The sequence below is a fragment of the Hymenobacter sp. UYAg731 genome, from assembly GCF_054061335.1.
In genome coordinates, this window is record NZ_JBSSEC010000005.1 from 531,520 (window position 1) to 555,348 (window position 23,829).

General features: G+C 61.7%; 23 protein-coding genes. 9 read left to right on the plus strand and 14 right to left on the minus strand.

Annotated elements, in window-relative coordinates:
* Positions 1 to 89: 89 nt before the first annotated feature.
* The 10 genes from ACVWYF_RS17970 to ACVWYF_RS18015 all read right to left on the minus strand — a co-directional run bounded on the left by ACVWYF_RS17970 (position 90) and on the right by ACVWYF_RS18015 (position 13,103).
* Entirely contained in the window at positions 90 to 6,863 is a 6,774-nt protein-coding gene (locus ACVWYF_RS17970) for an Ig-like domain-containing protein (protein WP_457070542.1), read from the minus strand.
* Between the two features lie 453 nt (positions 6,864 to 7,316).
* Entirely contained in the window at positions 7,317 to 7,856 is a 540-nt protein-coding gene (locus ACVWYF_RS17975) for a phage tail protein (protein WP_457070544.1), read from the minus strand.
* A 20-nt stretch (positions 7,857 to 7,876) separates the two neighbouring features.
* Positions 7,877 to 8,416, minus strand: coding sequence for a phage tail protein (locus ACVWYF_RS17980; RefSeq protein ID WP_457070546.1), 540 nt, complete (start codon positions 8,414 to 8,416; stop codon positions 7,877 to 7,879).
* Positions 8,417 to 8,443: 27 nt separating this feature from the next.
* A complete protein-coding gene (locus ACVWYF_RS17985; RefSeq protein WP_457070548.1) occupies positions 8,444 to 8,983 on the minus strand; it encodes a phage tail protein in 540 nt (179 codons plus the stop codon).
* A gap of 97 nt (positions 8,984 to 9,080) precedes the next feature.
* A complete protein-coding gene (locus tag ACVWYF_RS17990) occupies positions 9,081 to 9,584 on the minus strand; it encodes a phage tail protein (protein WP_457070550.1) in 504 nt (167 codons plus the stop codon).
* Between the two features lie 163 nt (positions 9,585 to 9,747).
* Positions 9,748 to 10,698, minus strand: a complete 951-nt coding sequence (locus ACVWYF_RS17995; RefSeq protein WP_457070552.1) for a methionyl-tRNA formyltransferase — start codon at positions 10,696 to 10,698, stop codon at positions 9,748 to 9,750.
* Between the two features lie 125 nt (positions 10,699 to 10,823).
* Entirely contained in the window at positions 10,824 to 10,958 is a 135-nt protein-coding gene (locus tag ACVWYF_RS18000) for a hypothetical protein (RefSeq protein WP_457070554.1), read from the minus strand.
* Positions 10,955 to 11,170 (minus strand): hypothetical protein, encoded by a 216-nt coding sequence (locus ACVWYF_RS18005; RefSeq protein WP_457070556.1) that lies wholly within the window; start codon positions 11,168 to 11,170, stop codon positions 10,955 to 10,957. The genes ACVWYF_RS18000 and ACVWYF_RS18005 overlap by 4 nt, the downstream gene beginning before the upstream one ends.
* 492 nt (positions 11,171 to 11,662) lie before the next feature.
* A complete protein-coding gene (locus tag ACVWYF_RS18010; protein ID WP_457070558.1) occupies positions 11,663 to 12,853 on the minus strand; it encodes a phosphoglycerate kinase in 1,191 nt (396 codons plus the stop codon).
* A 76-nt stretch (positions 12,854 to 12,929) separates the two neighbouring features.
* A complete protein-coding gene (locus ACVWYF_RS18015; RefSeq protein WP_457070560.1) occupies positions 12,930 to 13,103 on the minus strand; it encodes a hypothetical protein in 174 nt (57 codons plus the stop codon).
* On the opposite strand from ACVWYF_RS18015, the gene ACVWYF_RS18020 reads away from it, so the two are divergent.
* The 5 genes from ACVWYF_RS18020 (at position 13,102) to ACVWYF_RS18040 (ending at position 20,010) form a co-directional block, all read left to right on the plus strand.
* Positions 13,102 to 13,833 carry an aspartyl/asparaginyl beta-hydroxylase domain-containing protein gene (locus tag ACVWYF_RS18020; protein ID WP_457070562.1) on the plus strand — a complete coding sequence of 244 codons (732 nt, stop codon included), beginning with the start codon at positions 13,102 to 13,104 and terminating at the stop codon, positions 13,831 to 13,833. The genes ACVWYF_RS18015 and ACVWYF_RS18020 overlap by 2 nt on opposite strands.
* A complete protein-coding gene (locus tag ACVWYF_RS18025) occupies positions 13,724 to 14,047 on the plus strand; it encodes a copper homeostasis protein CutC (protein ID WP_457070564.1) in 324 nt (107 codons plus the stop codon). The genes ACVWYF_RS18020 and ACVWYF_RS18025 overlap by 110 nt, the downstream gene beginning before the upstream one ends.
* A 153-nt stretch (positions 14,048 to 14,200) precedes the next feature.
* Positions 14,201 to 16,960, plus strand: a complete 2,760-nt coding sequence (locus ACVWYF_RS18030; protein WP_457070566.1) for a D-alanine--D-alanine ligase family protein — start codon at positions 14,201 to 14,203, stop codon at positions 16,958 to 16,960.
* 168 nt (positions 16,961 to 17,128) lie between these two features.
* The gene (locus ACVWYF_RS18035) at positions 17,129 to 17,890 is read left to right on the plus strand and encodes a PASTA domain-containing protein (protein ID WP_457070568.1); all 762 of its coding nucleotides are present in this window, start codon (positions 17,129 to 17,131) and stop codon (positions 17,888 to 17,890) included.
* A gap of 146 nt (positions 17,891 to 18,036) precedes the next feature.
* The gene (locus ACVWYF_RS18040) at positions 18,037 to 20,010 is read left to right on the plus strand and encodes a T9SS type A sorting domain-containing protein (RefSeq protein WP_457070570.1); all 1,974 of its coding nucleotides are present in this window, start codon (positions 18,037 to 18,039) and stop codon (positions 20,008 to 20,010) included.
* 88 nt (positions 20,011 to 20,098) lie between these two features.
* On the opposite strand, the gene ACVWYF_RS18045 is transcribed toward ACVWYF_RS18040, so the two are convergent.
* The 3 genes from ACVWYF_RS18045 to ACVWYF_RS18055 all read right to left on the minus strand — a co-directional run bounded on the left by ACVWYF_RS18045 (position 20,099) and on the right by ACVWYF_RS18055 (position 22,049).
* Positions 20,099 to 20,617, minus strand: a complete 519-nt coding sequence (locus ACVWYF_RS18045) for a fasciclin domain-containing protein (protein ID WP_457070595.1) — start codon at positions 20,615 to 20,617, stop codon at positions 20,099 to 20,101.
* 586 nt (positions 20,618 to 21,203) lie between these two features.
* Positions 21,204 to 21,677, minus strand: a complete 474-nt coding sequence (locus tag ACVWYF_RS18050) for a hypothetical protein (RefSeq protein WP_457070572.1) — start codon at positions 21,675 to 21,677, stop codon at positions 21,204 to 21,206.
* Positions 21,678 to 21,812: 135 nt separating this feature from the next.
* The gene (locus ACVWYF_RS18055) at positions 21,813 to 22,049 is read right to left on the minus strand and encodes a hypothetical protein (protein WP_457070574.1); all 237 of its coding nucleotides are present in this window, start codon (positions 22,047 to 22,049) and stop codon (positions 21,813 to 21,815) included.
* A 26-nt stretch (positions 22,050 to 22,075) separates the two neighbouring features.
* Between ACVWYF_RS18055 and ACVWYF_RS18060 the strand changes: the two genes are divergently transcribed.
* On the plus strand, positions 22,076 to 22,459 hold the full coding sequence (locus tag ACVWYF_RS18060) for a hypothetical protein (RefSeq protein ID WP_457070576.1): 384 nt from the start codon (positions 22,076 to 22,078) through the stop codon (positions 22,457 to 22,459).
* Here the strand turns inward: ACVWYF_RS18060 and ACVWYF_RS18065 are convergent.
* Positions 22,434 to 22,709, minus strand: a complete 276-nt coding sequence (locus ACVWYF_RS18065; RefSeq protein ID WP_457070578.1) for a hypothetical protein — start codon at positions 22,707 to 22,709, stop codon at positions 22,434 to 22,436. The genes ACVWYF_RS18060 and ACVWYF_RS18065 overlap by 26 nt on opposite strands.
* Positions 22,710 to 22,759: 50 nt before the next feature.
* Between ACVWYF_RS18065 and ACVWYF_RS18070 the strand changes: the two genes are divergently transcribed.
* The 3 genes from ACVWYF_RS18070 to ACVWYF_RS18080 form a co-directional block, all read left to right on the plus strand.
* The gene (locus ACVWYF_RS18070) at positions 22,760 to 22,984 is read left to right on the plus strand and encodes a hypothetical protein (protein WP_457070580.1); all 225 of its coding nucleotides are present in this window, start codon (positions 22,760 to 22,762) and stop codon (positions 22,982 to 22,984) included.
* Positions 22,984 to 23,193, plus strand: coding sequence for a hypothetical protein (locus tag ACVWYF_RS18075; protein WP_457070582.1), 210 nt, complete (start codon positions 22,984 to 22,986; stop codon positions 23,191 to 23,193). The genes ACVWYF_RS18070 and ACVWYF_RS18075 overlap by 1 nt, the downstream gene beginning before the upstream one ends.
* 94 nt (positions 23,194 to 23,287) lie before the next feature.
* Positions 23,288 to 23,829: hypothetical protein (locus tag ACVWYF_RS18080; RefSeq protein ID WP_457070584.1), on the plus strand; the 542-nt coding region annotated here is incomplete at its 3' end.

The following is a 23,829-nucleotide window of genomic DNA, read 5'->3' on the forward strand; positions in this document are numbered from 1 at the left end:
CCAACCGGCCGGGCCGTTTTTATCATCAACAAAAAAGCCCCGACTGCTAATGCAGCCGGGGCTTTTCAATGCCTGGTGAGGCGGGTTCCTTATTCCACCACCAGCTTTTTCACTACTACGCCGGCCTCCGTTTGCAGGCGCAGCGAGTACACGCCGGTGGCCAGGTTGGTCAGCGGCAGGGTGTAGGTGGGCTGGCCGGCAGGCAGCGCCTGCGTGAGCACCACCCGGCCCAGGGCATCAACCAACGCGGCCGTCACGGCTTTGCGGTTGAGGACGTAGGGCAGCTCGACGAATACCGCTTTGCTGGCGGGGTTCGGGTACACGGCCACCTGGGCCGCCAGCTTGGCCGAAGCCACGCCCAGCACCCGGGCACCAAACACCAGCTCGAAGCGCGTCGTGGTGTTGGCCGCGTTCATGGTGAATGTGTAGTCGGGGTGCAGGCTCAGGTCGGTGAGCGTGCCCAGCTGCACGTCGCGCAGGAAGGGCTGTTCGCCGGCCCCGAAGTTGAGCACCTGCGCCGCGTGCAGCGTGTAGGTGCCCGTCACGGGCAGGCCAATGAACAGCGGCACCGTCACCGAAGCCGTGGCATTCAGCGGCAGGGCGTTGATGGCCATCTTGTCGCTACCCGCCCAGGCGGCCAGGTTCAGGCCGGTGGTGTTGGGCAGCTTCACAGCATCCATCTCCTGGTCGACCCCGGCCGTAGCACCGTTTTCGAAATACACGTATAGTGGGTCGGAACCCGTGGCGCTTTGCAGGTCGAGCTGCACCAGCGAGCGGGTTTCCACCGTGCGGTGGTACACTGGGTTCTGGTAAGCCGTCACGCGGTGCGTGTTACGCAGGATGAGCTGGCCGCTGGTCTGGCCGTTGCTCACCCGCACCACGAAGCCCTGGCCCTGGGCCAGAATCGCATTCGGGCTGTTGGCGTTGCCGCCCACGCCGTTCACGTTGGCGCGGTAGGTGCCGCCGTACAGGCTGGTGCTTTCGAACACGTACAAGGCGGCGTCGAGGCCGATGCGGTCAAACGGGGCTACCAGCGAGTAGTCCAGGGGCGACGGGTAAGGGTTACCCAGCAACTGCCAGCCAGCATCGATTGGGAACGCCGTGGTGCGGGCCAGCGACTGGCTCACGGTGCCGTTGTTCTGCGGGCCGGTCACGCTCAGCGTCTGGTTAGCGGTCAGGTTCACAGTGTAGCCTCGGCCCACGGTCAGCGGGTCGGTCAGCGCGCTGGGCGACGTCCAGCCCTTGTCGAAGGGAGCCAGGAGGTTGGTCGACGTGGCCAGGCGGGACTGGTCGTAGTAGTACACCGTGGGGAAGGGGCGCTCACTGTTGGGCGTGTTCGAGGTGTTGTAGTTCGGGTTCACCACGGGCGTGAAGCCGCCGGGGATGGCCAGGCTGCCCACGGTGGCCGTGCTCACCGGCGAGCTAAAGTGGCGGTAGCCCAGGCCGAGGTTCAGGTCCGGCGCGATGTAGCGCTGCACCGTCACGTTGCCGACGATGACGTTGGCGAGGCTGGTGTTGTACACCAGCGCCGTACCCGTGGCGTTCGACTCCAGCGTGAGCGGGTTGCCGTTGGTTGTCAGGGCACCATTGAGCGTGAGCAGGCGCAGCACCGAGGTGCTGGCCGAAGTGCTCGACTGCGCCCCGTTGGCCCCGATGGTCAGGTTCCAGAAGCGGGTATTGCTGCTGCCCAAAATGTTGGCCAGCGTACTCGTGCCCAGCACCATAGTACCGCCGGTGGCGGTGTAGGTGCCGTTGTTGGTCAGGTTAGCCCGCACGTCGAGCGTGCCGCCGCTGTGCGAAACCGTGGCGCCGCTGTTAATGGTCAACGCCTTCACCGAAGCCGTGCCAGCCGAGATGGCAGGCATGTTCGGAGCCGAAGCCGGGATGGTGGCGTCGATAGCCGTGGTAGGTACCACAGCCGGGGTCCAGTTACCAGCCGTAAACCAGTCGCCGCTGATGCTACCATTCCAGGTAACGGCCGTCGGCTGGTAAGTGAGCGAGTAGGCGCTCGAAGCGGCCGTGTTGCCATTGCCGGCTCCATCCTGCGCCACGTTGGCGGGCACATTCACCGTCGTTGCCGTGCCGGCCGTGGTTGGCGTCACGTTGAAGGTGTAGGTCGTGCCGCTGCCGCTCACCGTCCCGATGGTGCCGTTGGTCACGGTCACATCACCGGCCACAAAGCCCGTCACCGCTTCCGAGAAGGTCACCGTGAAGGGGATTGGCGTGGTGGTTGTGTTGCTACCCGAAGCACCGGCGGTGCTGCTGATGGCCACCGTGGGCTGCACCGTGTCGACGGTGAACGTGTTGGTGGTCGAGTTGACGCTCACGGCCGAGCCGCTGGTCTGGGCCGTGGCGCGCACCGTGTGCGAACCCTGGGCCAACGCCGTGGGCTGGGCCAGCGTGAAGCTACCCGCGCCGTCGGCCGTCGTCGTGCCAATGCTCGTGCCGTCGACGTACACCGTCACCGTCGAGTTGGCCACCGCCGTGCCCGCATAGGTCGGCGTGGTCGTGCTTACCTGGCTGCCGTTGGCCGGAGCCGTCACCACCGGTGCCGCCGTCACCGGCTGCGCGTAGGTGATGCTGTAAGCCGAAGCAGCGCCGGTATTGCCGTTGCCGGCAGCATCCTGCGCCACGTTGGCGGGCACGTTCACCGTCACCGGGCCGTTGGCGGCGGGCGTTACGTTAAACGTGTAGACCGTGCCGCTCACGGCTGTGAAGCCTGAAATCGTGCCATTGGTCACGGTCACGTCACCGGCCACAAAGCCGGTCACGGCCTCCGAGAAGGTCACCGTGTAAGCGAATGTAGCGTTGCCGCTCGTGCTGCCGCTGGCTCCCGTCGTGGAAGTGATGGCCACGGTGGGCTGCACCGTGTCCACGGTGAAGGTGTTGGTGGTCGAGTTGGCGCTCACGGCCGAGCCGCTGGTCTGGGCCGTGGCGCGCACCGTGTGCGAGCCCTGGGCCAAGGCCGTAGGCTGGTTCAGGCTGAAGTTGCCCGTACCGTCCGCTGTCGTGGTGCCAATGGCCGAGCCGTCTACATAAACGGTCACCGTCGAGTTGGCTACGGCCGTGCCCGTATAAGTTGGCGTGGTCGTGTTCGTCAGGCTGCCGTTGGCCGGCGCGTTCACCACCGGCGCGGCCGTCACCAGCTGCACATACTGCACGCTCACCGCGTTGCTGGCCGTGTTCTGCGTGTTGTTGGCGTCATTGACCACGTTGGCCGCCAGGCTTACCGTCACGGTGCCCGTGCCGCTAGGAGTCACGGTGAAGGTGTAGGGGCCGCTGCCGCTGCCCGCGAAGCTGGGCGAGTTCAGCGTGCCGCCCGTCACCGTCACGTCCGAAGCCGTGAAGGTGGTGCCCACGCTCTGCGAGAAGCTCACCGAGAACGGAATGGGCGAAGTACTGGTGGGGCTGCTCGAAGTCGTGCTCACGATGGCCGTCAGGGCCGGAGCCGTCACGGCGAACGTGGGCGAGGTAAAGGTGCTGTACGAGCTGGAGCCCGGCTGAATGGTGCCGAGGTACACGCCGTTGAGGAATACGTTCAGCGCTTGGTCGAGCGTGGTGCAGCACACACGCTGGGCGGCCTGAAAGCTCACCTGGTAGCTGCTGCCCGTGGGCAGAGCCAGGGTCTGCTGGAGCTGGCCGTTGCCACCGCCAGTGCTTTGCACGAAGGCCACGGCAATGCCGTTGGGAATGGGCGTGGGTGGGGTAAAAGCGCTGCCCTGCTCGGCAATGCCCGAGCGGGTGTTAAAGGCCCAGCCGGCCCCCGTGGGGTTGTAGCCGAAGTCGCCGTTGGCCAGCGGGTCGTGGGTTTCGAAGCTGCCGTTCTGCAGGGCATTAGCGAAGGCCGAACCGCCGCTGAGTACCTGAACTACATCGACGAAAGCCGTCACGTCGGAGCCCGTACCACCCGTGCCGACAATCGTCAACTGTGGGGCCGCCGCGAAGCTCTTGGTGATGGCATAGAGTTCACCGGCGGTGTAGGGCACGTTCGAAACCGTGGGCGTGATGCCCGTACTGTTGGCCACTTCCAGGCGCAGGCTGCCGTTGCCGGTGCCCGTGTTCACCGTCACGGTGTAGGTCGTGCCCGAGCCGCTCACGCTGCTCACCGAGGCCCCGCTGATGGCGGTGCTCAACGTGTTCACCGAAAAGTTGCTCACCGTCACGCCCGTCACGCTGGCCGCGAAGACGACGCGGTAGCTCACCTGAGCGGTGGCTGTGGGCGAGGGCGTCAGGCGCGTTACCGATGATACCGTGGTCGAGGGGATGTTATAGGTGATGCTGTAGGCACCAGGCGAAGCCGTGTTGCCGTTGCTGGCCGCGTCCTGCGCCACGTTGGCGGGGATGGTTACCGTCGTCGCCGTGCCGGGGGTCGTCGGCGTCACGTTGAACGTGTAAACGGTGCCTGACACTGCTGTAAAGCCTGAAATCGTGCCGTTGCTTACGGTCACGTCGCCGGCCACAAAGCCGGTTACCGCTTCCGAGAAAGTCACCGTGAAGGGAATGGGCGATGTATTGGTCGTGCTGCCCGAGGTACCGGTGGTACTGCTGATGGCCACCGTCGGCTGCACCGTGTCCACCGTGAAGGTGTTCGTATTGGAGTTGACGCTCACAGCCGAGCCGCTGGTTTGCGCCGTGGCCCGCACCGTGTGCGAGCCCTGGGCAAGGGCCGTGGGCTGGTTCAGGCTGAAGGTACCGCCGGCCGTGGCCGTGGTTGTGCCGATGGCCGAACCGTCCACGTATACCGTTACGGTGCTGGCGGCTACGGCCGTGCCCGAGTAGGTCGGCGTGGTCGTGTTCAGCAGGCTGCCGTTGCCCGGAGTCGTTACCACCGGGGCCGCCGTCACCGGCTGCGAGTAGGTGATGCTGTAGGGGGCGGGCGTACCGGCGGTGTTGAAGTTGCCGGCCGCGTCCTGCGCCACGTTGGCTGGCACAGTCACGCTCACCACGCCGTTGGCCGTCGGGGTCACGTTGAAGGTGAAGGTTGTGCCCGGAACAACGGTGGTGAAGCCCGAAATCGTGCCGTTGGTTACGGTCACGTCGCCGGCCACGAAGCTTGCGTTCACGTTCTCCGAGAAGGTCACCGTGTAGGCGAAGGTGGCGCTACCGCTCGTGCCGCCGTTGGCCGCCGTCGAGGACGTTATAGCTACCGTCGGGGCCGTCTTGTCAATTGTATAAGCCGGGCCGCTTGTGTAGGGGCTGTTGCTGATGGTGAGGCTGAGGCCGGTATCATTGGCCAGGTTCAGGCGCAGGGTACCGTCGCCGGTACCCGTATTCACCGTCACTGTGTAGGTCGTGCCCGAGCCGGTTACGCTGGTCACGGTAGCTCCCGCAACGGTGCCGGTCGCAGTCAGCGAGAAATTCGATACGGACAGGCCCGTGATGCTGCTGGCAAACGTCACCGTGTAGGTAACGCTGGTCGCGTTGGTCGGGCTGCTGCCTCCCAGTGCAATAGACGTGAGGGTGGTAGAGGCCGGAGCCAGCTTGGCTACGTAGGCGGTGCCACTGGCTACCGCGATGCTGCCGAACGTAGCCGGAGTAGCAACCGCCCCCGCCACGAGCGCCTGCGCGCCGCTAAGGCTGATGGTGTTGGCGGAGCTGGTGCCGGTGCCAGGTGCATCATTGCCGCCATCAATTGCCCCCAGATTCGCGAGGCTGGAGCCCTGGTCGGTATATTTCGCCACGAAGGCATCTAGGCCGTTACTGGTCAGGGAAGAGCCGGAAAGTGTAGTCGAGGTGGTAAAGTTGCCGACCACATACAGCGTATTACCCGTTACGGCAATATCACCCACGGCTTCGGTATTAGCACCGCCATCGCGGGCGGCAAAGCCATTCGTTAGGCCCGAGCCCGAGTCTGTGTATTTAGCCACGAACATATCCGCCAAACCTGTGCTCGTGAGCGAGCTGCCGGCAATGCTGGCCGTTCCGGTGAAGGTACCGGCCACGTAGATGTTATTGGCGGAAATAGTCAGGGCCTGGCCCTGGTCGTTGGTGGTGCTGCCACCACTTACGGCCCCGGCGTTGCCCAGAGTAGCGGTATATTTTGCCACGTACATGTCCTGGCCACCCGTACCGGTTAGCGCTGTACCGCTGATGGTAACCAGGCCTGCGCCCGTGAAATAGCCGGTTACGTAGACCCCATTGCCGTTCACCCCAATTGCCAGCGCCCGGTCGAGACTTGCGCCACCACTGCTCACGGCCGACCCATTGGTCAGCGTACCACTGTCGTTAAACCGGGCCACGAACATGTCCTGGCTGCCCGCGCCGGTCAGCGTCGAGCCGCTGATGACGGGCAGGGGGGTCGTGCTCGTGGACAGAAAGCCCGAAACGTAAATGCTGGTGCCGTTCACGGCAATCGACAAGCCCTGGTCGGAGCCGCCGCCGCCGCCACTCAAAGCGCCACCATTGCTTACGGTTGTGCCGTTATCGACGTATTTAGCCACGTACATATCCTGCCCACTACCACTGCCGGAAGCGTCCGTCAGCCCCGTGCCGCTAATCGTAGCAGTTCCTGCGAAAGTGCCCGTGACATACACGTTGCTGCCATTCACAGCCACCGCCCGGCCATCTTCGGTCCCAGACCCGCCGCCGCTCACAGCCCAGACGAAGGAATTGGAGCTATTGCTGAACTTGGCCAGGAACATGTCTTCACTGCCGCCCACGCTGGTGAGAGTGGGGGCAGTGCCGCCCAAAGAGAGGGTGCCGTTGTAGGTGCCAATCACGTAGTAGTCGCCGCTCGCATTGGCGGCGCTCCCCCGGATAACCGTGGCGCTGTTGCCCAGCACGGTTTGCCAGTTGGGGGCCTGGGCTTTTGCTGCCCAGGCAGGGAGCAGCAGCAGCAGAAACAAGAGTAATCGGTATCTCATAATAGAAAAAGAAAAGGGGGGTGAGCAATGAAATTATTAGCAAAAAGATTATGGCAAAAATGCCCGCCACCGGGCAGGGCCTGTTGGCAGCCTGGACCGGACCATGCGCAGAAAAAGAGCTGCACCGGCAGCAGCACGAATGATTTATTCTAAGGGATTACCCTGCCGGTCAGGGCGAAGGGCTTGTGTTAGATGGGGCGCAACGGGTGTTGCCCGTGGCGGGGCCGACAGCCCGGCCGGAATAGGGCAGCGAAGGAGCCGGCTCCCTAAACCAGCAAAACGCCCTGCCCTGCCGGCTGGTACAGCCGGGCAGAACAGGACGCAATAGCGGGTAGGGCCAATTTGCATAGTAGTGCCCGATGCTTGATTGCGGGCAAAGAATGGGATTCTGAACTGGTAGAAGGCTAAACCGGGCAAAATGCCCTGGTACCAAGCTCCCGTTTTTTTGGGTAGTTAGTTGCGCGAGGGGAAATAGCCCTGCACGGCAATGCAATAGTTCATCGCCATTAGTGGCTGGCGGTTTTCGTGGGGCTGGCTGCCCCCGGCATTGGCTGCGGTGCCCGTCACCGACGCAGCGGCCAGGTTTGCATTCGGCGTGCCGGTGCTGAAAGGCGCGCCGCCGTCGTCGGGCAGGGCCGGGTAGGCGTTAATCGGGCTGTTGGTGTCGGGGCCCGAGGCACCTTGCAGAGTACCCGTCACGGTGTGGATGTGGACGGGCATCTCCGCCGGTTGCAGCGTCACCGATGCCGTGCCGCCCACTTGGCCCTGAACGGTGTTGGATAGCCCCGGGCCCTGCCCCACGCCCAGAATGGCGCGGCCGCGCAGGTCGGGCAGGCCGAAGGTTTGAACACCGTTGCCGCCGTAAGTGGTACCGAGCAGGGAAAACAGCGCCTGGTTTTGAGCGATGGGAAGCAGCTGGCCCTGGCAGGCCAGCCAGCCCTTGGGAACAACCCCGAAGCCCATCATGCGAATTTCACCAATGAAAGCGTCCATAATATTTAGGAGGTCAAAGACTAGTTGGAGGAAGGGTAAATGCCCGTCGTGGCGATGATGTAGTAGGTGGCCAGCAGCGGCTGAATGTTGCTGTGCGCCTGGCTGGCCCCGGCCGCGGTAACCTGGCCGCCGGTGAAAGCGCCGCTGGCCAGCTTGCCGGCGCCACTGCTGGGGCCGTAGATGCTGCCGCCGCCATCGCCGAAGTAGGCCCCGCCGGGATTGTCCTGGGTGGGGGTACCCGTGTGGGCTTTGGGGGCAGCCTGTACCTGGTGCGTATGGGTAGGCAGTTGGAGGGTCGTGAGAGTCACGCTTTCGGAGCCGGCCTGCTGGCTCAGCACGTAGTTGGACTGGCCCGGACCCTGGCCCACGCCTACTGCCGCCCGCGACCGCAGGTCGGGCAGGGCAAACGTATTCTGGCCATCACCGCCGTAGGTGGTGCCGATTAGATTAAACAATGCATCGTACTCAACTATACTTAATAGCTGGCCGCTGCAAAACAGCCAGTCCTGAGGGGCATAAGTGCCCGCGAAAATGCGAATTTCACCGATGTAAGGGTCCATGTTGTGTAGCGGAAAAGGGTGGGTGAATTAGGGACGGGGCGGGTATATGCCTTGGAGGGCAATGACATAATTGAGCCCCAGCGAAGGCATGGTATTGGCGTGGGGGTTGCCACTCCCCGCTGGCGTCGTGGTGCCGCTCACGCTGCTGGCGGCCATTTGCGCGTCAGGCGACGCGGCGTAGTGCTGCACGTTGGCGTTGGAGCCCAGCACGTTGCCGGCCGGTGCTGCCGCAGTGCCAGCAGCGCTATTAGCATTCACCGTGACCCCGGACAAAGTGTGGGTATGCGCCGGCATTTGGTTGGCGGTCAGCACCACGGATTCACTACCCGACAGCTGCCCCAACACGTAGTTGCTCAGCCCCGGCCCCTGCCCTGGCTGCACGATAAGGCGGCTGCGCAGGTCGGGCAAGCCAAACGTCGTGCGGCCATCGCCGCCGTAGTTGGTGCCCAGCAGCGAAAATAGGGCAGTGTTCTGGCTAATCGCCAGGAGTTGCCCTTGGCAGAGCGCCCAGCCTCGCGGGGCAAAATTGAAGCCGACGGCACGGATTTCTCCAACAAATGGATCCATAGGTAAAGGGGAAGAAGAAAAGAGAGAAATTTAAAAAAGCATGAGCACCATGCTCAGGCCACAAGTGAACGCCTTGAAAAGGACCCGTCGTTTGCTTTTATGCGGTGCGGCGGGCTTGCGACCGGGGGCTGTGCAGCAGCCGCAGCTCGGCCAGGGCCGTGGTAGTGGCCGGGCCATTGGCCACCTTAATAGCGCACAGCAGCGCATCGGTGTGGGCGGGCTTCGGGCCGGTTAGCTGGGGCAGCGCGAAGGTGCTGTGGCCATCGCCGCCGTAGGTATCTTTCAGCAGCGCAAACAGGGCCGGGTGTTGGGCAACCGGCAGCAGCCGGCCATCGCACGGAACCCAGCCAGTGGGCATGGCCGGGCCGGCCAGCAGCTTCACTATGCCAATGTATTCGTCGCCGCCGGCCAGGGCCGCAGCCGCCAGCGCGTCGTCGGGGGCAGCAGCCGGGCTGGCGAAAACGGCCGTAGGTGCGGCGGCCAGTACACTGGTACCGAGCAGCGCGCCCAGGCCCTTCAGCCAGTTGCGCCGCGAAGCCAGGCCAAGCGAAGAAGGGGCAGTAACAACCTGACAATTGGCCTGAGTAACTAGTGGTTTCATACTTTGCACTTTGATGATATACTTGGGAGTCGTGTGTAAGCGCTTGCGCGGAAAATCGAAGAGTGTCAAATAGGTACAAGCTGAATGTTAGCTAGCTCGCCCGGCATGGGCGGAGAAACCGCCGTTTTTTTGAGGTCGTGCCACTAACTCAACGGAGCAGCAATTAGACCGGGGCTGCCCGCACCGGGCCGGCCGGCGGTATCAGCACCTCCCCTGCCTGCAAGCCCATACCGGCCAGCTGTCCCCCCGTGAAGTAGCCTTCGTCGAGGGCAACGATATCGAGCTGGGCGACCTGGCCCGCCCCGCAGGCCACCAGCAGGGCTTGCCCCGGCGCGGCCAGCACAATAGTGCCGGGCGCCGCTGCCACGGTTTCGGGCCGGACGATGAGGCCCAGCACCCGCAACAGCTGGCCGCGCAGCATCGTCAGCGCCCCCCGGTTCCAGGGATTGGCGGCCCGCACCAAGCGAGCCAGGGCCTCGGCCGGCTCGTGCCAGTCGAGCACCATGTCGGGCAAGGCGGGCCGGGGCCAATAGCGGGCCAGCGTTTCGTCCTGGGGTTGGTCAACCAGTGGCACTTCGCCGCGCAGCCCGGTCAGCAGTTGCTGGCCCGTGCCCACGGCGGCCAGCGCCAATTGGCCGCGGTGCAGGCCATGGGTGTCGTGCGGTCCAATGGGCACCGGCGTGGCCACCAGCACGGGGCCGGTATCGAAGTGCGCGTCCATGCGGTGGGCCGTCACGGCACCGGTCGGCTCGCCGTTGCGCAGCTGCCAGAACGTGGGCTCGGGTCCGCGGTAGCCGGGCAGGGCCGCGAAGTGAAAGTTGATAAAGCCTTGCGGTGGCAAGCCCAGCACGGCGGCCGGAATGCGCCACGGAAACGTGAGCACCAGCACCGCTGTGGGCTGCGTGGTCGCCACCCACTCGGTCAGCGTGTCGGCCAGGCCCGCGCGCGTCAGCCACAGCGGGGACAGCCCGGCTTGCGCCAACAGCTCGCCCACCTGCCCCGATTCTTCGCGGCCCGTGGCGGGCACGGCCACACCGGCCACTACGCCCTGGCTCAGCAGGTCTTGCAGCAGGGGCCAGCCCAGCAGGCTACTAATGATAACGGCAACGCGCATCCGAAAACGATAACAAGCTAGTTAAAAGCAGAAAAGGGCGTTGGTTACTGCCGGCCTGCTATTGCCCGGCAGGGCCACCCACCTGGGCAGTTCCGCCGGGCAATGGGGGCCTGGGACTACGAACGCTAGGGGTAAATACTCTGAAGCGCGATAACGCAGTTGAGCCCCAAGTAAGAGGCCGAGATAATCGGCAATGGGCAGCTCACGACCGTCGCACCGCAGCCGGCCGGCACGGTGGTACCCGTCAGCAGCTTCATCATGCTAATCCCTTGCTTACCAAAATGTTGGAGAATGGCAGTGGGGCGGCCTCGACCGGAGCCGCCGGGCTGGCCAGCAAGGCCGTAGGAGTGGCCAGCAAACCGGTGCCGAGCAGGGCGCTCAGTCCCTTTAGCCAGCTCCGGTGCGACGCCATTTGGGGCTGGGCCGGAGCTAAAATCTCTTGGGTAGCAACCTGAGTAAGGAGTATAATCATATTTTAAATGTGATTCTATGAGGAAATGCCGAGTAAAGGTACGCTTTGATATTATACTATAATCGTCTCGACATTAATTAATATTACCTTTTAAAAGCCAATACTTTCAAAAAGCATTGCAATAGTTGAGACGGAGCCAAAACAAGAGATATTTTGTTTTAATATTAATACTTAAATAACGTGTTTAAGCCCTTAAAAACGCGATTCACCAAGCCCTTTTGCGCTCCTGATATAATTAATAACATATAAAATTTTTATATTAACATTATATTATATATGAAATCCCATAAAACAATAATCTCGAAACGATGAAGGGTGAACCATGCCACAAAATACCGGCAATTCCAACTGCTGTAATAGCGTAGAAATACGTGGTTCGTAAGGCAACCCCAAGTAATTTTGCTGATGCTGGAAAACAACATCCCCCAAGGATTCGGCTGCTTTGACAACCTAACCCTTGGGGGATTTGAGATAGAACGGACCGCTAAAAACCTAGCCCAAGGCAGTGACGCCGGGCAGTTCCTTGCCTTCCATGTACTCCAGCAGCGCGCCGCCGCCGGTGCTGATGTAGCTCACCTGCTCGCCGAAACCCAGTTGCTGCACCGCCGCCGCCGAGTCGCCGCCGCCAATGAGCGAGTAGGCCCCGCCGGCTGTGGCCTCGGCAATGGCGCGGGCCACGTATTCGGTGCCGAGCGAGAAGTTGCTCATCTCGAACACGCCCATCGGGCCATTCCACAGAATGGTTTTGCTTTGGCGGATGACTGCGGCAAAGGCCTCGCGGCTTTCAGGGCCGAGGTCGAGGCCCATCCAGCCGTCGGGGATGCTCAGGTTGCTGGCCACGTCCACGTTGGCATCGTTGGCGAATTTATCGGCGATGAGCGAGTCGGCGGGCAGCATCAGGTTCACGCCCTTGTCTTTGGCTTTCTGGATGAGCTGGCGGGCCAGGTCCACCTTATCAGCCTCCAGCAGTGAACTGCCGACGTGGCCATTCTCCGCTACGGCAAACGTGTAGGCCATGCCGCCGCCGATGAGCAGGTTGTCGACCCTATCGAGCAGCTTTTCGATGATGAGAATCTTATCCGAAATCTTGGCCCCGCCCATGATGGCGGTGAAGGGCCGCTCGGCGTTGTCGAGCACCTTTTTGGCGTTGTCGATTTCGGACTGGAGCAGGTAGCCGCCCACGCGGTCCTGCGGAGCGAAGGAACTGGCCATCACGGCCGTGGAGGCATGGGCGCGGTGCGCGGTGCCGAAAGCGTCGTTCACGTACACATTGCCCAGCGCAGCCAGCTTGGCGGCGAAAGCCGGGTCGCCGGCTTCCTCTTCCTTATAGAAGCGCACATTATCCATCAGTAGCACCTGGCCGGGCTGGAGGGCGGCCGCTTTCCGGGCGGCTTCGGCCCCGAGCACGTCGCCGCCAAACTGTACTTCGCGGCCGTACTCCTGCGAGAGGCGCGCCACGAGGGCTTCGAGGGAATACTTCTGCTCGAAGCCGCCCTTGGGCCGGCCCAGGTGTGAGAGCAACACCACGGAGCCGCCGTCGTTCAGGATTTTCATCACCGAGCGGGTGGCCATGCGGATGCGCGTGTCGTCGGTGATGCGCAGGTCCTTATCGAGCGGCACGTTGAAATCGACGCGCATCACGGCGCGCTTGCTGGCGAAGTTGTAGGTGTCGAGGGTATTCATGGGGTTGTGGAGACTTGGGGTGATGATGGCACAAAAGTGCAGCGCTTTCGCAGATTTACCTGCTTACCGACAAAACTCATTTGGGTTTGGGCGTGCGGTAGCAGCCGGCCAGGGCCTCAATCGGCGTGGTCGCAATCTGGCGCACGGCCCCGCCCCGCCAGCAGGCCTTCGGCCACGGGGCAGAAATCAGGAAGAAAAATAGTGGAATAAATAGATTGTCGCTCCGGCCTGCCGGCTCATCTTGCGGCATGATAAAATATATCCGGTTTAACCAGCAGTTCGATGCGGAACAACTGAAGCGGGAAGTTGCGCAGGTGGAAACCGCCTTGTGGCAAGACCACTACAACCGCAGTAATTACGAAGGCGGCTGGAGCACCATCCAACTCCGCTCCTTACACGGCCAAGTGGCTAATAATACGGCAGTCCACGCCGGTGGCTTGCCGGCTGGAAATGCCTTTCGGGATACCCCTTTACTGACCCAATGCCCTTACATCAAGGGGGTAATTGATTTTTTTCAAATAGAAAAAACGTCCATCAGGCTGATGAAACTGGATGCTGGGGCGATTATAAAACCCCACAGCGACCATAACCTCAATTTTGAGGAGGGAGAGGTACGCATTCATGTTCCGGTGATAACCAATCCGCAGCTCAAATTCTATCTGGAAGAAGAGCGGCTGGTGATGGAAGAAGGGAGCTGCTGGTACCTCAACCTTTCGCGGCAGCATCAGGTAATCAACGACGGGCCAACTGCCCGGGTGCATCTGGTAATCGATGGCATCGTTAACGATTGGCTGAAGGCGTACTTTCACAGCTTCCCCCACGGCCAAGTGGCCATGGCGTTGCCGCAAACAGACCCGGCGTACAGCCGAGATGACCAACTGCGAATTATTGAGCAGCTGCGCCTGCTTAAAACCACAGTGGCTGATAAGCTTGCCAACGAGATGCAGGCCGCGCTGCCACCGCGTGCAGACTTCGGGTAGTCAAGCTTCGGCCCTGGCGGGGCAAAACCAACTGGCGGCACTGGTAGCGCAGGCCGCCAGACGCATCAGCGTGATGCCGGGAGCGGGCAGTATAGGCAGTAAAAATCAGGCGCTTGCCACCCGTACCGGGCGCGGAAATTTTATACCAGCGCCAAGCAGCGAGTGCCGACTGACCCGACCACCGGGCTGGTTCAGGCCGAATGGTTTGAGATAGACGCGGTTTTGGTGGCCGACCTGGTGGCGCAGCTGCCCCCGGCAGCGCAAACGTTGCAGTTCGCGCTATTATCACCATTAAAACGGTTCTGGTGATGTTCGACGGCGCGAACTACAACGTTCGCGCTACGGCTTTCTTACCTTTGCTGCACTTATGAAAATCGGTATTTTTTTCGGAGGCACTTCGCGCGAGCGGGAAATTTCCTTCGCCGGCGGCCGCACTGTGTTTGATAACCTGGACAAGGCGCTGTTTCAGCCTGTACCCATCTTCGTCGATAGCCTGGGGCAGTTCATTCTGCTCGACTGGCAGTTTATCTATAAAGGCACCATCCGCGACTTTTACCCGCCGGTGAGCTCCCAGCCGCCCTCGCTGCACCATTTGCAGGTGTACATCGAAAGCCTGGGCGAGCTCAGCCACGACGAGAAGTTCGAGGCCATTGCTAAGGTGGGCCGCAAGATTGAGGCCGAGCAGCTGCCGCTGCTGATGGATTTCGCCTTCCTGGCCCTGCACGGGCCGGGCGGCGAGGACGGGGCCATTCAGGGCCTGCTGGAGTGGCTGGGGATTCCGTACTCGGGCTCGGGCATTCTGCCCTCGGCGTTTGGCATCGATAAAATCGCGCAGAAGAAACTGCTGAAAGCGCTGGGCCAGCCCACGCCCGATTTCCGCGTCATCACGGCCGAGGAATGGGACCGCGCCGACCACGCCGCCACCCTGGCCTACTTGGTGCGCGAACTGGGCCTGCCGCTGGTGCTGAAAGCGCCGCGCCAGGGCTCCAGCATTGGGGTAAGCATTCTGAAAACCGACGACCTCGCCAAGTTCGAGGCCGCCATCGAAAAGAGTCTGTTCCGCAAAACCCTGACGCGGGCCGACTGGCAGCGCCTCGGCGCGCAGGACAAAGTGGCCTGGGTGCAGCACCTGACGGATATCCGCGAAGGCATTGGCCTGCCCGTGGTGCTGAACGACAACTTTGGCCCCGCCGCCATCGATGGCCCCGCCGATGATTCGCAGCTGGCCGAAGCCCCCGGCACCCAGCAAATTTTCCATCCCGAAACCCTGCTCTTCACCCTCGACCAGGCTTTCGAAACCACCGAAACCGTGCGCCTGACCAACGTGGACGGCGAGACGCAGGTGCTGGTAGAGAGTTTTGTGGCCGGCCGCGAGTTCAGCTGCATCGTGGTGGAAGACCCCGACGGCCAGCCCCTGGCCCTGCCGCCCACCGAGATTGTGAAGGGCGAGGAGATGTTCGACTACCGCTCGAAATACCTGCCCGGCCTGGCCCGCAAAATCACGCCGATTGACTTGCCGGAGGAGAAGATTCAGGAAATCCGCGAGGCCTGCGAGGAGATGTTCCGCACGTTCGGCTTCCAGGTGTACGCACGTCTGGATGGCTTTGTGGGGCACGATGGCCAGTTGTTTCTGAACGACCCGAATACGACTTCGGGTATGTTGCCAGCTTCATTTTTCTTCCACCAGGCGGCCGAAATCGGGCTCAATCCGAGCCAGTTCCTCACCTACCTCATCCGCACGTCGCTGGCGGCCCGCCGCCGCGCCGGCCTGCGCCCCGTGAAGCTGGGGGCGCTGCTCGACAAGCTGGATGCGGCCGTGGCCGGCCGCCAGCACGAGGCCACCGAGCGCATTCGCGTGGCGGTGATAATGGGCGGCTACTCCTCGGAGCGGCACATTTCGGTGGAGAGTGGGCGCAATATTTTCGAGAAGCTGAGTTCGTCGGCCAAGTACGCGCCGGTGCCGGTGTTCCTCACCGGCTCGGCCCAGGAGCACAAGCTCTATGTGCTGCCCGTGAACGTAATGCTGAAGGACAACGCCGACGACATCCGCGAGAAAATCGAACACGCCGAGGCCGGCGAGGCCCCGCACCCCATCCTGGCCCGCATCAGGCAGGAAGCCAGCGCCATCACCAATACCTACGCCGGGCAGGCACTGGCCCTGCCGCGCCGCCTCTCATTTGAGGAGCTGGCGGGCCTGGCCGATGAAGTATTTATCGCCCTGCACGGACGGCCCGGCGAGGACGGCGCGTTGCAGCAGGAGCTGGAGAAATTCGGACTGCCCTACAACGGCTCGGGCGTGGCCAGCAGCAGCATCACCATCAACAAGTTCGAAACCAACCAGCGCCTGCGCGCCGCCGGCCTGCTGGTAGCCGAACACCGCATGGCCCCCAAGCGGGAGTGGCAGGCCGACGCCGAAAGCTTCTACCGCGTCCTCGAAACGCAGTTCCCCTACCCCTTCATCGCCAAACCCGCCGACGACGGCTGCTCCTCGGCGGTGAAGAAAATCAAAAACCGCGCGGAGCTGGAAGCATTCAGCCAACTCATCTTCCGTACTGAGGAGGAACTGATGCCCGCGCCCGCCAGCGTGCTGAGCCTGGGCTTCAAGGAAGAATTCCCGCGCAAGGATGCCTTCTTGGTCGAAACCCTCATCAGCCGCGACGGAGCCACGCACTTCCTCGAAATAACAGGTGGCCTGCTCACTTCTTATGATGAAGATGGCCTACTCGACATCGAAGTTTTTGAGGCCAGCGAAGCCCTGGCCAACGGCGAAGTGCTGAGCCTGGAAGAGAAATTCCTGGCCGGCGAAGGCCAGAACATTACCCCCGCCCGCTACGACGTAGACCCGGTGGAGCGCCAGCGTATTTCGAACGAAGTGAAGGCCGTGCTGCGCCGCGTGGCCGAAGTGCTGGATATTCAGGGCTATGCCCGGATTGATGCCTTCGTGCGCGTGCGGCCGGAGGGCGAGGTGGAAGTGCTTATCATCGAGGTGAACTCGCTGCCGGGCATGACGCCCGCCACCTGCATCTTCCACCAGACGGCGCTGGCCGGCTACACGCCCTACCAGTTCATCGACCGGATTCTGGAGTTCGGCAAGGCGCGGGCGGCAAAGGCCGTTTCAGCCAACTAGAACGTCAAATTCGGCCGTCATGCAGAGCGCAGCGAAGCATCTCTACTGCAGTAGTAATCTATTCGATGGAATTGCGTTGAGCGGTAAAGATGCTTCGCTGCGCTCTGCATGACGGCCGAATTTGACGTTCTTTGGATTCCCAATTAAAATACCCACGTTACCCACTCAATGGCTTTCCTCACCTCCAATACCCCGCTCGACGTTGTGAAGCACCTCGTGCTCATTGCCGTGGCGGGCCTGCTACTCGTGCTGGGCTTTTTCTACGTGTACCTGCCCGTGAGCACGCACCACGGCGAAACCATCACCGTGCCCAAGGTGACGGGCATGAACGTGGCTGACCTGGAGAAATACCTCGACGAGCGCAACCTGAACTACTTCGTGGATGATTCCAGCTACAGCCCCAGCATCCGGCCCTTCACGGTGCTGGTGCAGGACCCCGCGCCGGGCGAAAAGGTGAAGGAAGGCCGCAAAATCTACCTCCAGGTGAGCATGAAAAACCCACCGGTGATTAAGATGCCCAAGCTTACCGACGGCTCTTCGAAAAACGCCATGCTCATCCTCAAAAGCTACGACCTCGTGGTGGGCCAGATTCAGCTGGTGCCCGACCTGGCCTCCGGCGCGGTGCTGAAGCAGCTGGTGAACGGCAAGGAAATCGCGGCCGGTGCGCCCATTGCCAAAGGCACGAAAGTGGACCTCGTGGTGGGCGACGGCCAGGGCAACCAGACGTTTGCCGTGCCCAACCTCATCAATATGCCCGAGGATGAGGCCATTACCTTGCTTGTGGGCCAGGGCCTGCAAAAAGGCGAAGTGTTCGAGCAGCCCGCCGAGACTGGCCAAACGGCCGGTACCGTAGTGCGCCAGCGCCCCGTGGCCGGCCCCGATGCCACCATCCGCATGGGCCAGCTGGTCGATATCTGGGTGGCGAAATAAACGGTTAATTTTCAGCACAAAGCGGTGCTTTGCGTCGTCGCGCCGGAGCAGGATTTTTCGCCAGGGCGGCGGCACGGGGCACCGCTTCGGCGTAATGCACTATTCCGGACACTTTGGTCGTTAGGCTCTCAAAATCCTGCTAACTTATGATGACACAATTCCACACGTTGTCCCGCCTGCTGCTACCGGCGCTGCTGCTGAGCGCGGGCACGGCGGCAGCCCAGCTCTCCCCTTCCGAACCCCTGTTGGCCGACCCGGGCCGGGCGGCTTACGCGCCCACGGCTGCCACTCGCGCCCAAATGCGCGGCACCACGGCCCTGGCGCTGCCCTTTTTCGATGACTTTACCACGCCGCTGAACGGGGTGCCCAATCCGCTGAAATGGATGCCCATCGGCGGCGCATTCGTAAGCAACCGCTTGGCCATCCAGCCCCTCACGAGGGGGGCCGCCACCCTCGACGGACTGAAGGCCAACGGCCAGAGCTACAGCGGCCAGGTCAGCAGCGTGTACGGCCCCATCGACTCGCTGGTATCGCAGCCCATCAACCTGGGCGGCCTCACGGCCAACGACAAGGTAGCGCTCAGCTTTGCCTGGCAGGCCGGCAGCATCACGAGCGCGCCCGGTGCCAACGGCAGCACCACGCCCATACGCCTGGAGCTGTTTGTGAAAACCGATGCCAACGTTTGGGAGCAGGTCTGGATGTACAACGCTCAGCGGGTACGCACCGGCTTCCGGCAACAAGTAGTGCTCCTGAACCAGGCCAAATACCTGCACGGCAATTTCCAGTTTATGTTCATCGCCAGCGGCAACAATTCCGAAAACCGTGATAACTGGAGTGTGGACTACATCCTGCTGGACCAGGGCCGCACCGCCGGCCTCTCCGATACCACTTTTCTGGATTCGGGAGCCGGGGGCGGCCTCACCGGTGGCAATCCAGCGGGCGGAATGCGCAGCCCCCTGCGTCGCTTCACGTCGATGCCGGTCTGGCAATTTAACGCTGCTTCGCCGCCCAGCGGCGAGCTGACGGCCAACCTGGGCGTGAACTACAGCAACCTGCGCAGCAGCCTGGCCCCGCTCAACGTGAACGTGCTGGGCACCGTGCAGCAGCTGCCGGCCGGCCCGGTTATCGGTACCTGGCTGCAACGCAGCCTGCCGCTGGGCACGCTGCCCCGCCTCACGCCCGTGACCGGCGCGGCCAGCGCTGTGGCCCTGCCCGCCACCCCCGATGCCAAGCGCCTGCGCTACACCATGGCGCTGAACTCGCAGGAGCAAAACCCGCTCACGCTGCCCAACGACACCATTTTTCGAGATGTGGAGCTGGCTAATTATTATGCTTATGATGATGGCACGGCTGAAGGATTCACCCTCCTGGCCCCCTTCACCAGCGGCCAGCCGCTGGCCTTTGCCTACCGCTTCGACCTGAACCAAGCCGACTACGTGCGCGGCCTGCGCCTGTACCCGGTATATCCCGGCTCTACCGGGGCCGGCGGCAACCAGATGCTGGATTTCGATGCCCGCCCCGTCACCATCAGCGTGTGGGATGATGCGAACGGCCGCCCCGCGGCCGCCGCCCGGGTTTCGAAAACAGCTACCATCCCGGCGGCCGCCAACATTCCGGCCGGCTGGCAATACTACCAGATTGATTTTGACCAGCCCGTGCCGGTATCGGGCGTTTTCTACGTGGGCTTTTCGCAGCCTTCCAGCTCGGCGGGCCGCTTCCTGCCCTACGGCCTCGACTACAACAGCAGCTTCCCGGCCCAACACCTGTTGCTCCGCAACAACGCCGGCGTGTGGGACACCACCAATTTCACCTTCGGCCGCGGGGCCCTCATGATGCGCCCCGTGATGACCAACAACGTGGCCACCGCCACTGCCGCGGGCCGCGCCGCCGCAGCTTATAACCTATACCCCAACCCCGCCCACGGCACCGTATGCATTGCCGGGCCGGCCTTTGCGCGGGCTACCCTGCTCGATGCCCTGGGCCGCGTGGTGTGGGAGCAGCCCGCCGCCCAGGCCGGCAATGCCACCCTGCCCCTGCCCGCACTGCCCGCCGGCCTGTACACCGTGCGCCTGACCCTGGCCGACGGCCGCACCATCGGCCAAAAGCTGGTACTGGAATAGCAACAACCGTATTTATCCATCAACAAAAAAGCCGTCCGGTTAATCCGGACGGCTTTTTGCTGGGGCACGAAGCCTGAATCTGGCTGAATTACTTCGCCGGCATCAGTACCGTATCGATTACGTGGGTTACGCCGTTGCTCGACATCACGTTCGGGATGGTCACGGTGGCCATGCCGCCTTTGGCATCTTTCAGCATTACGCTGTTGCCGGATTTCATCACCGTCAACTGCTCACCTTCTACGGTGGTCAGCACCTGGCCATTTTTGAGGTCGGCGGCCGTGAGGCGGCCGGGCACTACGTGGTAGGTGAGGATTTTGGTGAGCGTGGGCTTCATTTCGGGCGTCACCAGCGAGTTCACAGTGCCGGCGGGCAGCTTGTCGAAGGCCGCATTGGTGGGGGCGAACACGGTGAAGGGGCCGGCGCTTTTCAGGGTTTCAACCAGGCCGGCGGCCTTCACGGCGGCTACCAGGGTGGTGTGGTCGGCGCTGCCGGCGGCATTGTCCACAATGTCTTTGTCGGGGGTCATCATGGCCCCGCCCACCATCACGCCGCCGGTGCTGCTGCTCATGGCATCGCCGCTCATGCCCATATCGCCTTTGCGAGGCATGGTTTTGGCCTTCATCTTATCGCCGGCGTCCGACTTGCCTTTGACTTTCATCTTACCATCGTCCGACATTTTGGTTTTGGTCATCATCCCATCGGCTTTCGTTTTGGTCTTTTCATCGTCGCTCTTGGTCTTCATATCCTGCGCGAAGGCAGTGGCCGAGCAGGCTACGGTGAGGGCAAGGGCAGTGAAGATGGTTTTCGTGTTCATGGTACTGAAAGTTGGGTGAGAGAAACAATTATTGTCCAGCCTATACGGCAGCATGGCAGTATTGGGTTTTACGCCTCCGCGCCCACCAGCAATTAATTCAAAATATACTATACAAAATACATATCGGTTCCAAGGTCTTTTCTTTCCTGAATTTTCACTGATGTTTCTGGCTTCCCAGCGTGTCCGTATGCGAACCCAACGGCGCACGAAACGAAAAAACCCCATTTCCGGGCAGGAAATGGGGTTTTTAGTGGCCGCGTTAGGAATCGAATTCGCCTAACTAAACCACTGATAAACAGCAGCAACACCGCTACTCTTTTCGCTTGGTAACCGATTTGGTAACCGGATAGGCTAAAAAAAGAGCGACGCTTAGAGTAGCTCAGCCACCGTAGGCAACAGCCCCGAAGGGCTGGCCTTGGTAGGCTGCGTCTGGGCTACTCAGGAGCTTTGCCAAGGCAGCAGGTATCAGGCTTTTTACCCATTCCAGCATCTGGTTCAGGCTTGCAACCTGCTTGTTCGCAGCTTCCAGTTTTGCCTCGGTTACCGCCAGCTTTAGAATAGCATCGCTTTCAGTGAGCAGTGCGGCAGTGTGATTCAGGCCAGCGCCCTCGGGTTGCTGGCCTTTCAGCATTTCACCCTCGCCCATGAGCAACCAGCGCTCATTTAAGTCAGGGTATGCACTCAGAATCTTCGTAATAGTCGCAAAACTTGGCGCGCCTTTTTTACCTGTAGTAAGGTCGCTAAGGTTCTGGCTGCTCAGCCCTGTGGCCTTTAGAAAGTCTCCTGTCTTGCGCGAAACTGCATTAACGAGAATTTTAATTCTCTCATTAACAGTTATTTGAGGTGTTTCCATAATAATTAGAGGGGATTTTGCCAACTGTTGTTTGACTTTTTACGAATATGGCGGTATCTTTACAACAACAACCACCACCACTACCACAAACATACGGGGAAAACCCAGAACTGGCTACGAATAATTAAGAAAATATTACTCGGCCGGTTCTTTCGTCTTGCCTCTATCTGCCTCTATCAAGCCCTTGTAGGCATTCACCCATTTCAGCACGTCCGCTTTCGCAGCATCAAAGGGCTGCTTTCGAATAACTGACTCCCGATGGGTGAGCACATCTAAGAAGACATTTAGAATAGCCGCGTTAGTGTCGCCTTGTTTGATAATAAGCTCTTGATTTTCAAGAATCTTGTCCAGTTTTTCAGAGTCTGTCATCATTGTTTTTAGTCTTTTGAATAAGCATCATGAATAATCAAGAAAAGGTTGAATTCACTCAGGCGCGGGCACAGAAAAAGGCCGCCCGACGTGCGGCCTTCATTCAGGACGTGGCAAAGGTGGCCATTGCCTTGCAGGCGGGCGCTCCAGCTTACCACGTCCTTGCTGCTATAGCAGGTGGGGACTATGATAATCTGGTTGAGCGGGCCAACACCGCCTACTACGATGAGCTATGCGCGGAATTACCGCCACACTGGCGCGCCTTCTACGCCGAAGCGCAGGCACGAAAAGCAGCGAATGGCTGGAAGCCGGGCAAGGCCGTGCTACCCGAGCAAACCCGGAAACGCATGGGGCCAGTTATCGACCAGTGGGCCAAAAACAACGGGCTTATTGTGACCGACGAGCCTGGCTGAGCCACTGCTGGGCAACACTCCATCCCTCCCGAATTTCATCCTGCTTCACATTCACCAGATTAGCCAACGAATTCACCTCATCGGTAGGCGTGTGCTGCTCCTCTGCCGGCTCGTTTTTGCGCTGCTCCTTTACCAGCCACTCCGCTTGAGCGAAAAACACGAGGTCTAGTTTTTCTTCCACGCGCTCCAATAACTCGGTCAAGTCTCTTAGCTGCTGCTGCGTAGCGGGGTTCTCGGGATTGAAGGCCATAGTTGGGGCAATTAAAGATTCACCACAAACATACAACCACCACCACAACCATGCAACACGAACCCATCGAATTCCGGGACCTGATGCCCGAAGGCTTTGTGCCCCTGCTGGCCAAAGCAACGGGCCTGACCGACCCTTCGGCCATCTCGAAGCTGGTGCGCTACCCCAACCCCAAAAGCAAGCATTGGCCTCATGCCGCCGCGCTGGCTCAGAAAACCAACCCCGAAGGCTTTGCCCGGTGGGAGGCCGCCCACGCCGAGCCGCAAGCCGCCTGATGCTGACCGCCACTCGCACCGAAGCCACCCCGGCCGCCGGCATCGCCCAGCGCATCCCGCTCACCGGCCGCCTCACCCCGGACCAGGTCGCCGCCCACAACGCCTTCATCGACGCGATGCGTGAACCCGCGACGGCCCCGGTCTGGACGGAAGCCCCCAGCCGCTTCGTGGGCTGCAAATCCGGCCTGCCGGACTACACCACCGCCTGATGCGCAACCGCCTACTCGGGCTGCTACTGCTCACGGCCTTGCTCTACTGCCTGCTCAACTCCTTTTAACCACTTCAACCCCCGCTAGCCCACACATGAAAAAGAAGCCAACCCTTCTGATTACCCCCGAAAGCCCGGTACTGGTACTGCGCATCTGCCAGCCGGACGGCCACAGCCGCAACGGCTTTTACTGGCCCAAAGCCGGCCCTGTTACCTGTCCCGACTGGATTGAAAACGATGAGTGCGGCAACGGCCTGCACGGCTGGCTGCGTGGCGAAGGCGACGGCAGCGTGGCGGCCCCGGGCCTGTTTACCACACCCGACGCGCTGTGGCTGGCTGTGGAGGTGCCGGCCTATGTGGAACTAAGCGGCAAGGTGAAGTTCCCGGCCGGTACCGTGGTGTGCAGCGGCGACCGCCTGCTGGTGACCGAGTACTTAAAGGCCAACGGTTGCGCGGGTTCGCTGATTGGCGGCACGGCCACCGCCGGGGACAGCGGCACGGCCACCGCCGGGGACAGGGGCACGGCCACCGCCGGGGACAGGGGCACGGCCACCGCCGGGGACAGCGGCACGGCCACCGCCGGGGACAGCGGCACGGCCACCGCCGGGGACAGCGGCACGGCCACCGCCGGGGACAG

Bases quoted from the DNA above. Each gene is read 5' to 3' on its own strand.
- ACVWYF_RS17970 (WP_457070542.1), bottom strand. From the start codon at position 6,863: ATGAGATACCGATTACTCTTGTTTCTGCTGCTGCTGCTCCCTGCCTGG.
- ACVWYF_RS17975 (WP_457070544.1), bottom strand. From the start codon at position 7,856: ATGGACGCTTTCATTGGTGAAATTCGCATGATGGGCTTCGGGGTTGTT.
- ACVWYF_RS17980 (WP_457070546.1), bottom strand. From the start codon at position 8,416: ATGGACCCTTACATCGGTGAAATTCGCATTTTCGCGGGCACTTATGCC.
- ACVWYF_RS17985 (WP_457070548.1), bottom strand. From the start codon at position 8,983: ATGGATCCATTTGTTGGAGAAATCCGTGCCGTCGGCTTCAATTTTGCC.
- ACVWYF_RS17990 (WP_457070550.1), bottom strand. From the start codon at position 9,584: ATGAAACCACTAGTTACTCAGGCCAATTGTCAGGTTGTTACTGCCCCT.
- ACVWYF_RS17995 (WP_457070552.1), bottom strand. From the start codon at position 10,698: ATGCGCGTTGCCGTTATCATTAGTAGCCTGCTGGGCTGGCCCCTGCTG.
- ACVWYF_RS18000 (WP_457070554.1), bottom strand. From the start codon at position 10,958: ATGATGAAGCTGCTGACGGGTACCACCGTGCCGGCCGGCTGCGGTGCG.
- ACVWYF_RS18005 (WP_457070556.1), bottom strand. From the start codon at position 11,170: ATGATTATACTCCTTACTCAGGTTGCTACCCAAGAGATTTTAGCTCCG.
- ACVWYF_RS18010 (WP_457070558.1), bottom strand. From the start codon at position 12,853: ATGAATACCCTCGACACCTACAACTTCGCCAGCAAGCGCGCCGTGATG.
- ACVWYF_RS18020 (WP_457070562.1), top strand. From the start codon at position 13,102: ATGATAAAATATATCCGGTTTAACCAGCAGTTCGATGCGGAACAACTG.
- ACVWYF_RS18015 (WP_457070560.1), bottom strand. From the start codon at position 13,103: ATGCCGCAAGATGAGCCGGCAGGCCGGAGCGACAATCTATTTATTCCA.
- ACVWYF_RS18025 (WP_457070564.1), top strand. From the start codon at position 13,724: ATGACCAACTGCGAATTATTGAGCAGCTGCGCCTGCTTAAAACCACAG.
- ACVWYF_RS18030 (WP_457070566.1), top strand. From the start codon at position 14,201: ATGAAAATCGGTATTTTTTTCGGAGGCACTTCGCGCGAGCGGGAAATT.
- ACVWYF_RS18035 (WP_457070568.1), top strand. From the start codon at position 17,129: ATGGCTTTCCTCACCTCCAATACCCCGCTCGACGTTGTGAAGCACCTC.
- ACVWYF_RS18040 (WP_457070570.1), top strand. From the start codon at position 18,037: ATGATGACACAATTCCACACGTTGTCCCGCCTGCTGCTACCGGCGCTG.
- ACVWYF_RS18045 (WP_457070595.1), bottom strand. From the start codon at position 20,617: ATGCCTCGCAAAGGCGATATGGGCATGAGCGGCGATGCCATGAGCAGC.
- ACVWYF_RS18050 (WP_457070572.1), bottom strand. From the start codon at position 21,677: ATGGAAACACCTCAAATAACTGTTAATGAGAGAATTAAAATTCTCGTT.
- ACVWYF_RS18055 (WP_457070574.1), bottom strand. From the start codon at position 22,049: ATGATGACAGACTCTGAAAAACTGGACAAGATTCTTGAAAATCAAGAG.
- ACVWYF_RS18060 (WP_457070576.1), top strand. From the start codon at position 22,076: ATGAATAATCAAGAAAAGGTTGAATTCACTCAGGCGCGGGCACAGAAA.
- ACVWYF_RS18065 (WP_457070578.1), bottom strand. From the start codon at position 22,709: ATGGCCTTCAATCCCGAGAACCCCGCTACGCAGCAGCAGCTAAGAGAC.
- ACVWYF_RS18070 (WP_457070580.1), top strand. From the start codon at position 22,760: ATGCAACACGAACCCATCGAATTCCGGGACCTGATGCCCGAAGGCTTT.
- ACVWYF_RS18075 (WP_457070582.1), top strand. From the start codon at position 22,984: ATGCTGACCGCCACTCGCACCGAAGCCACCCCGGCCGCCGGCATCGCC.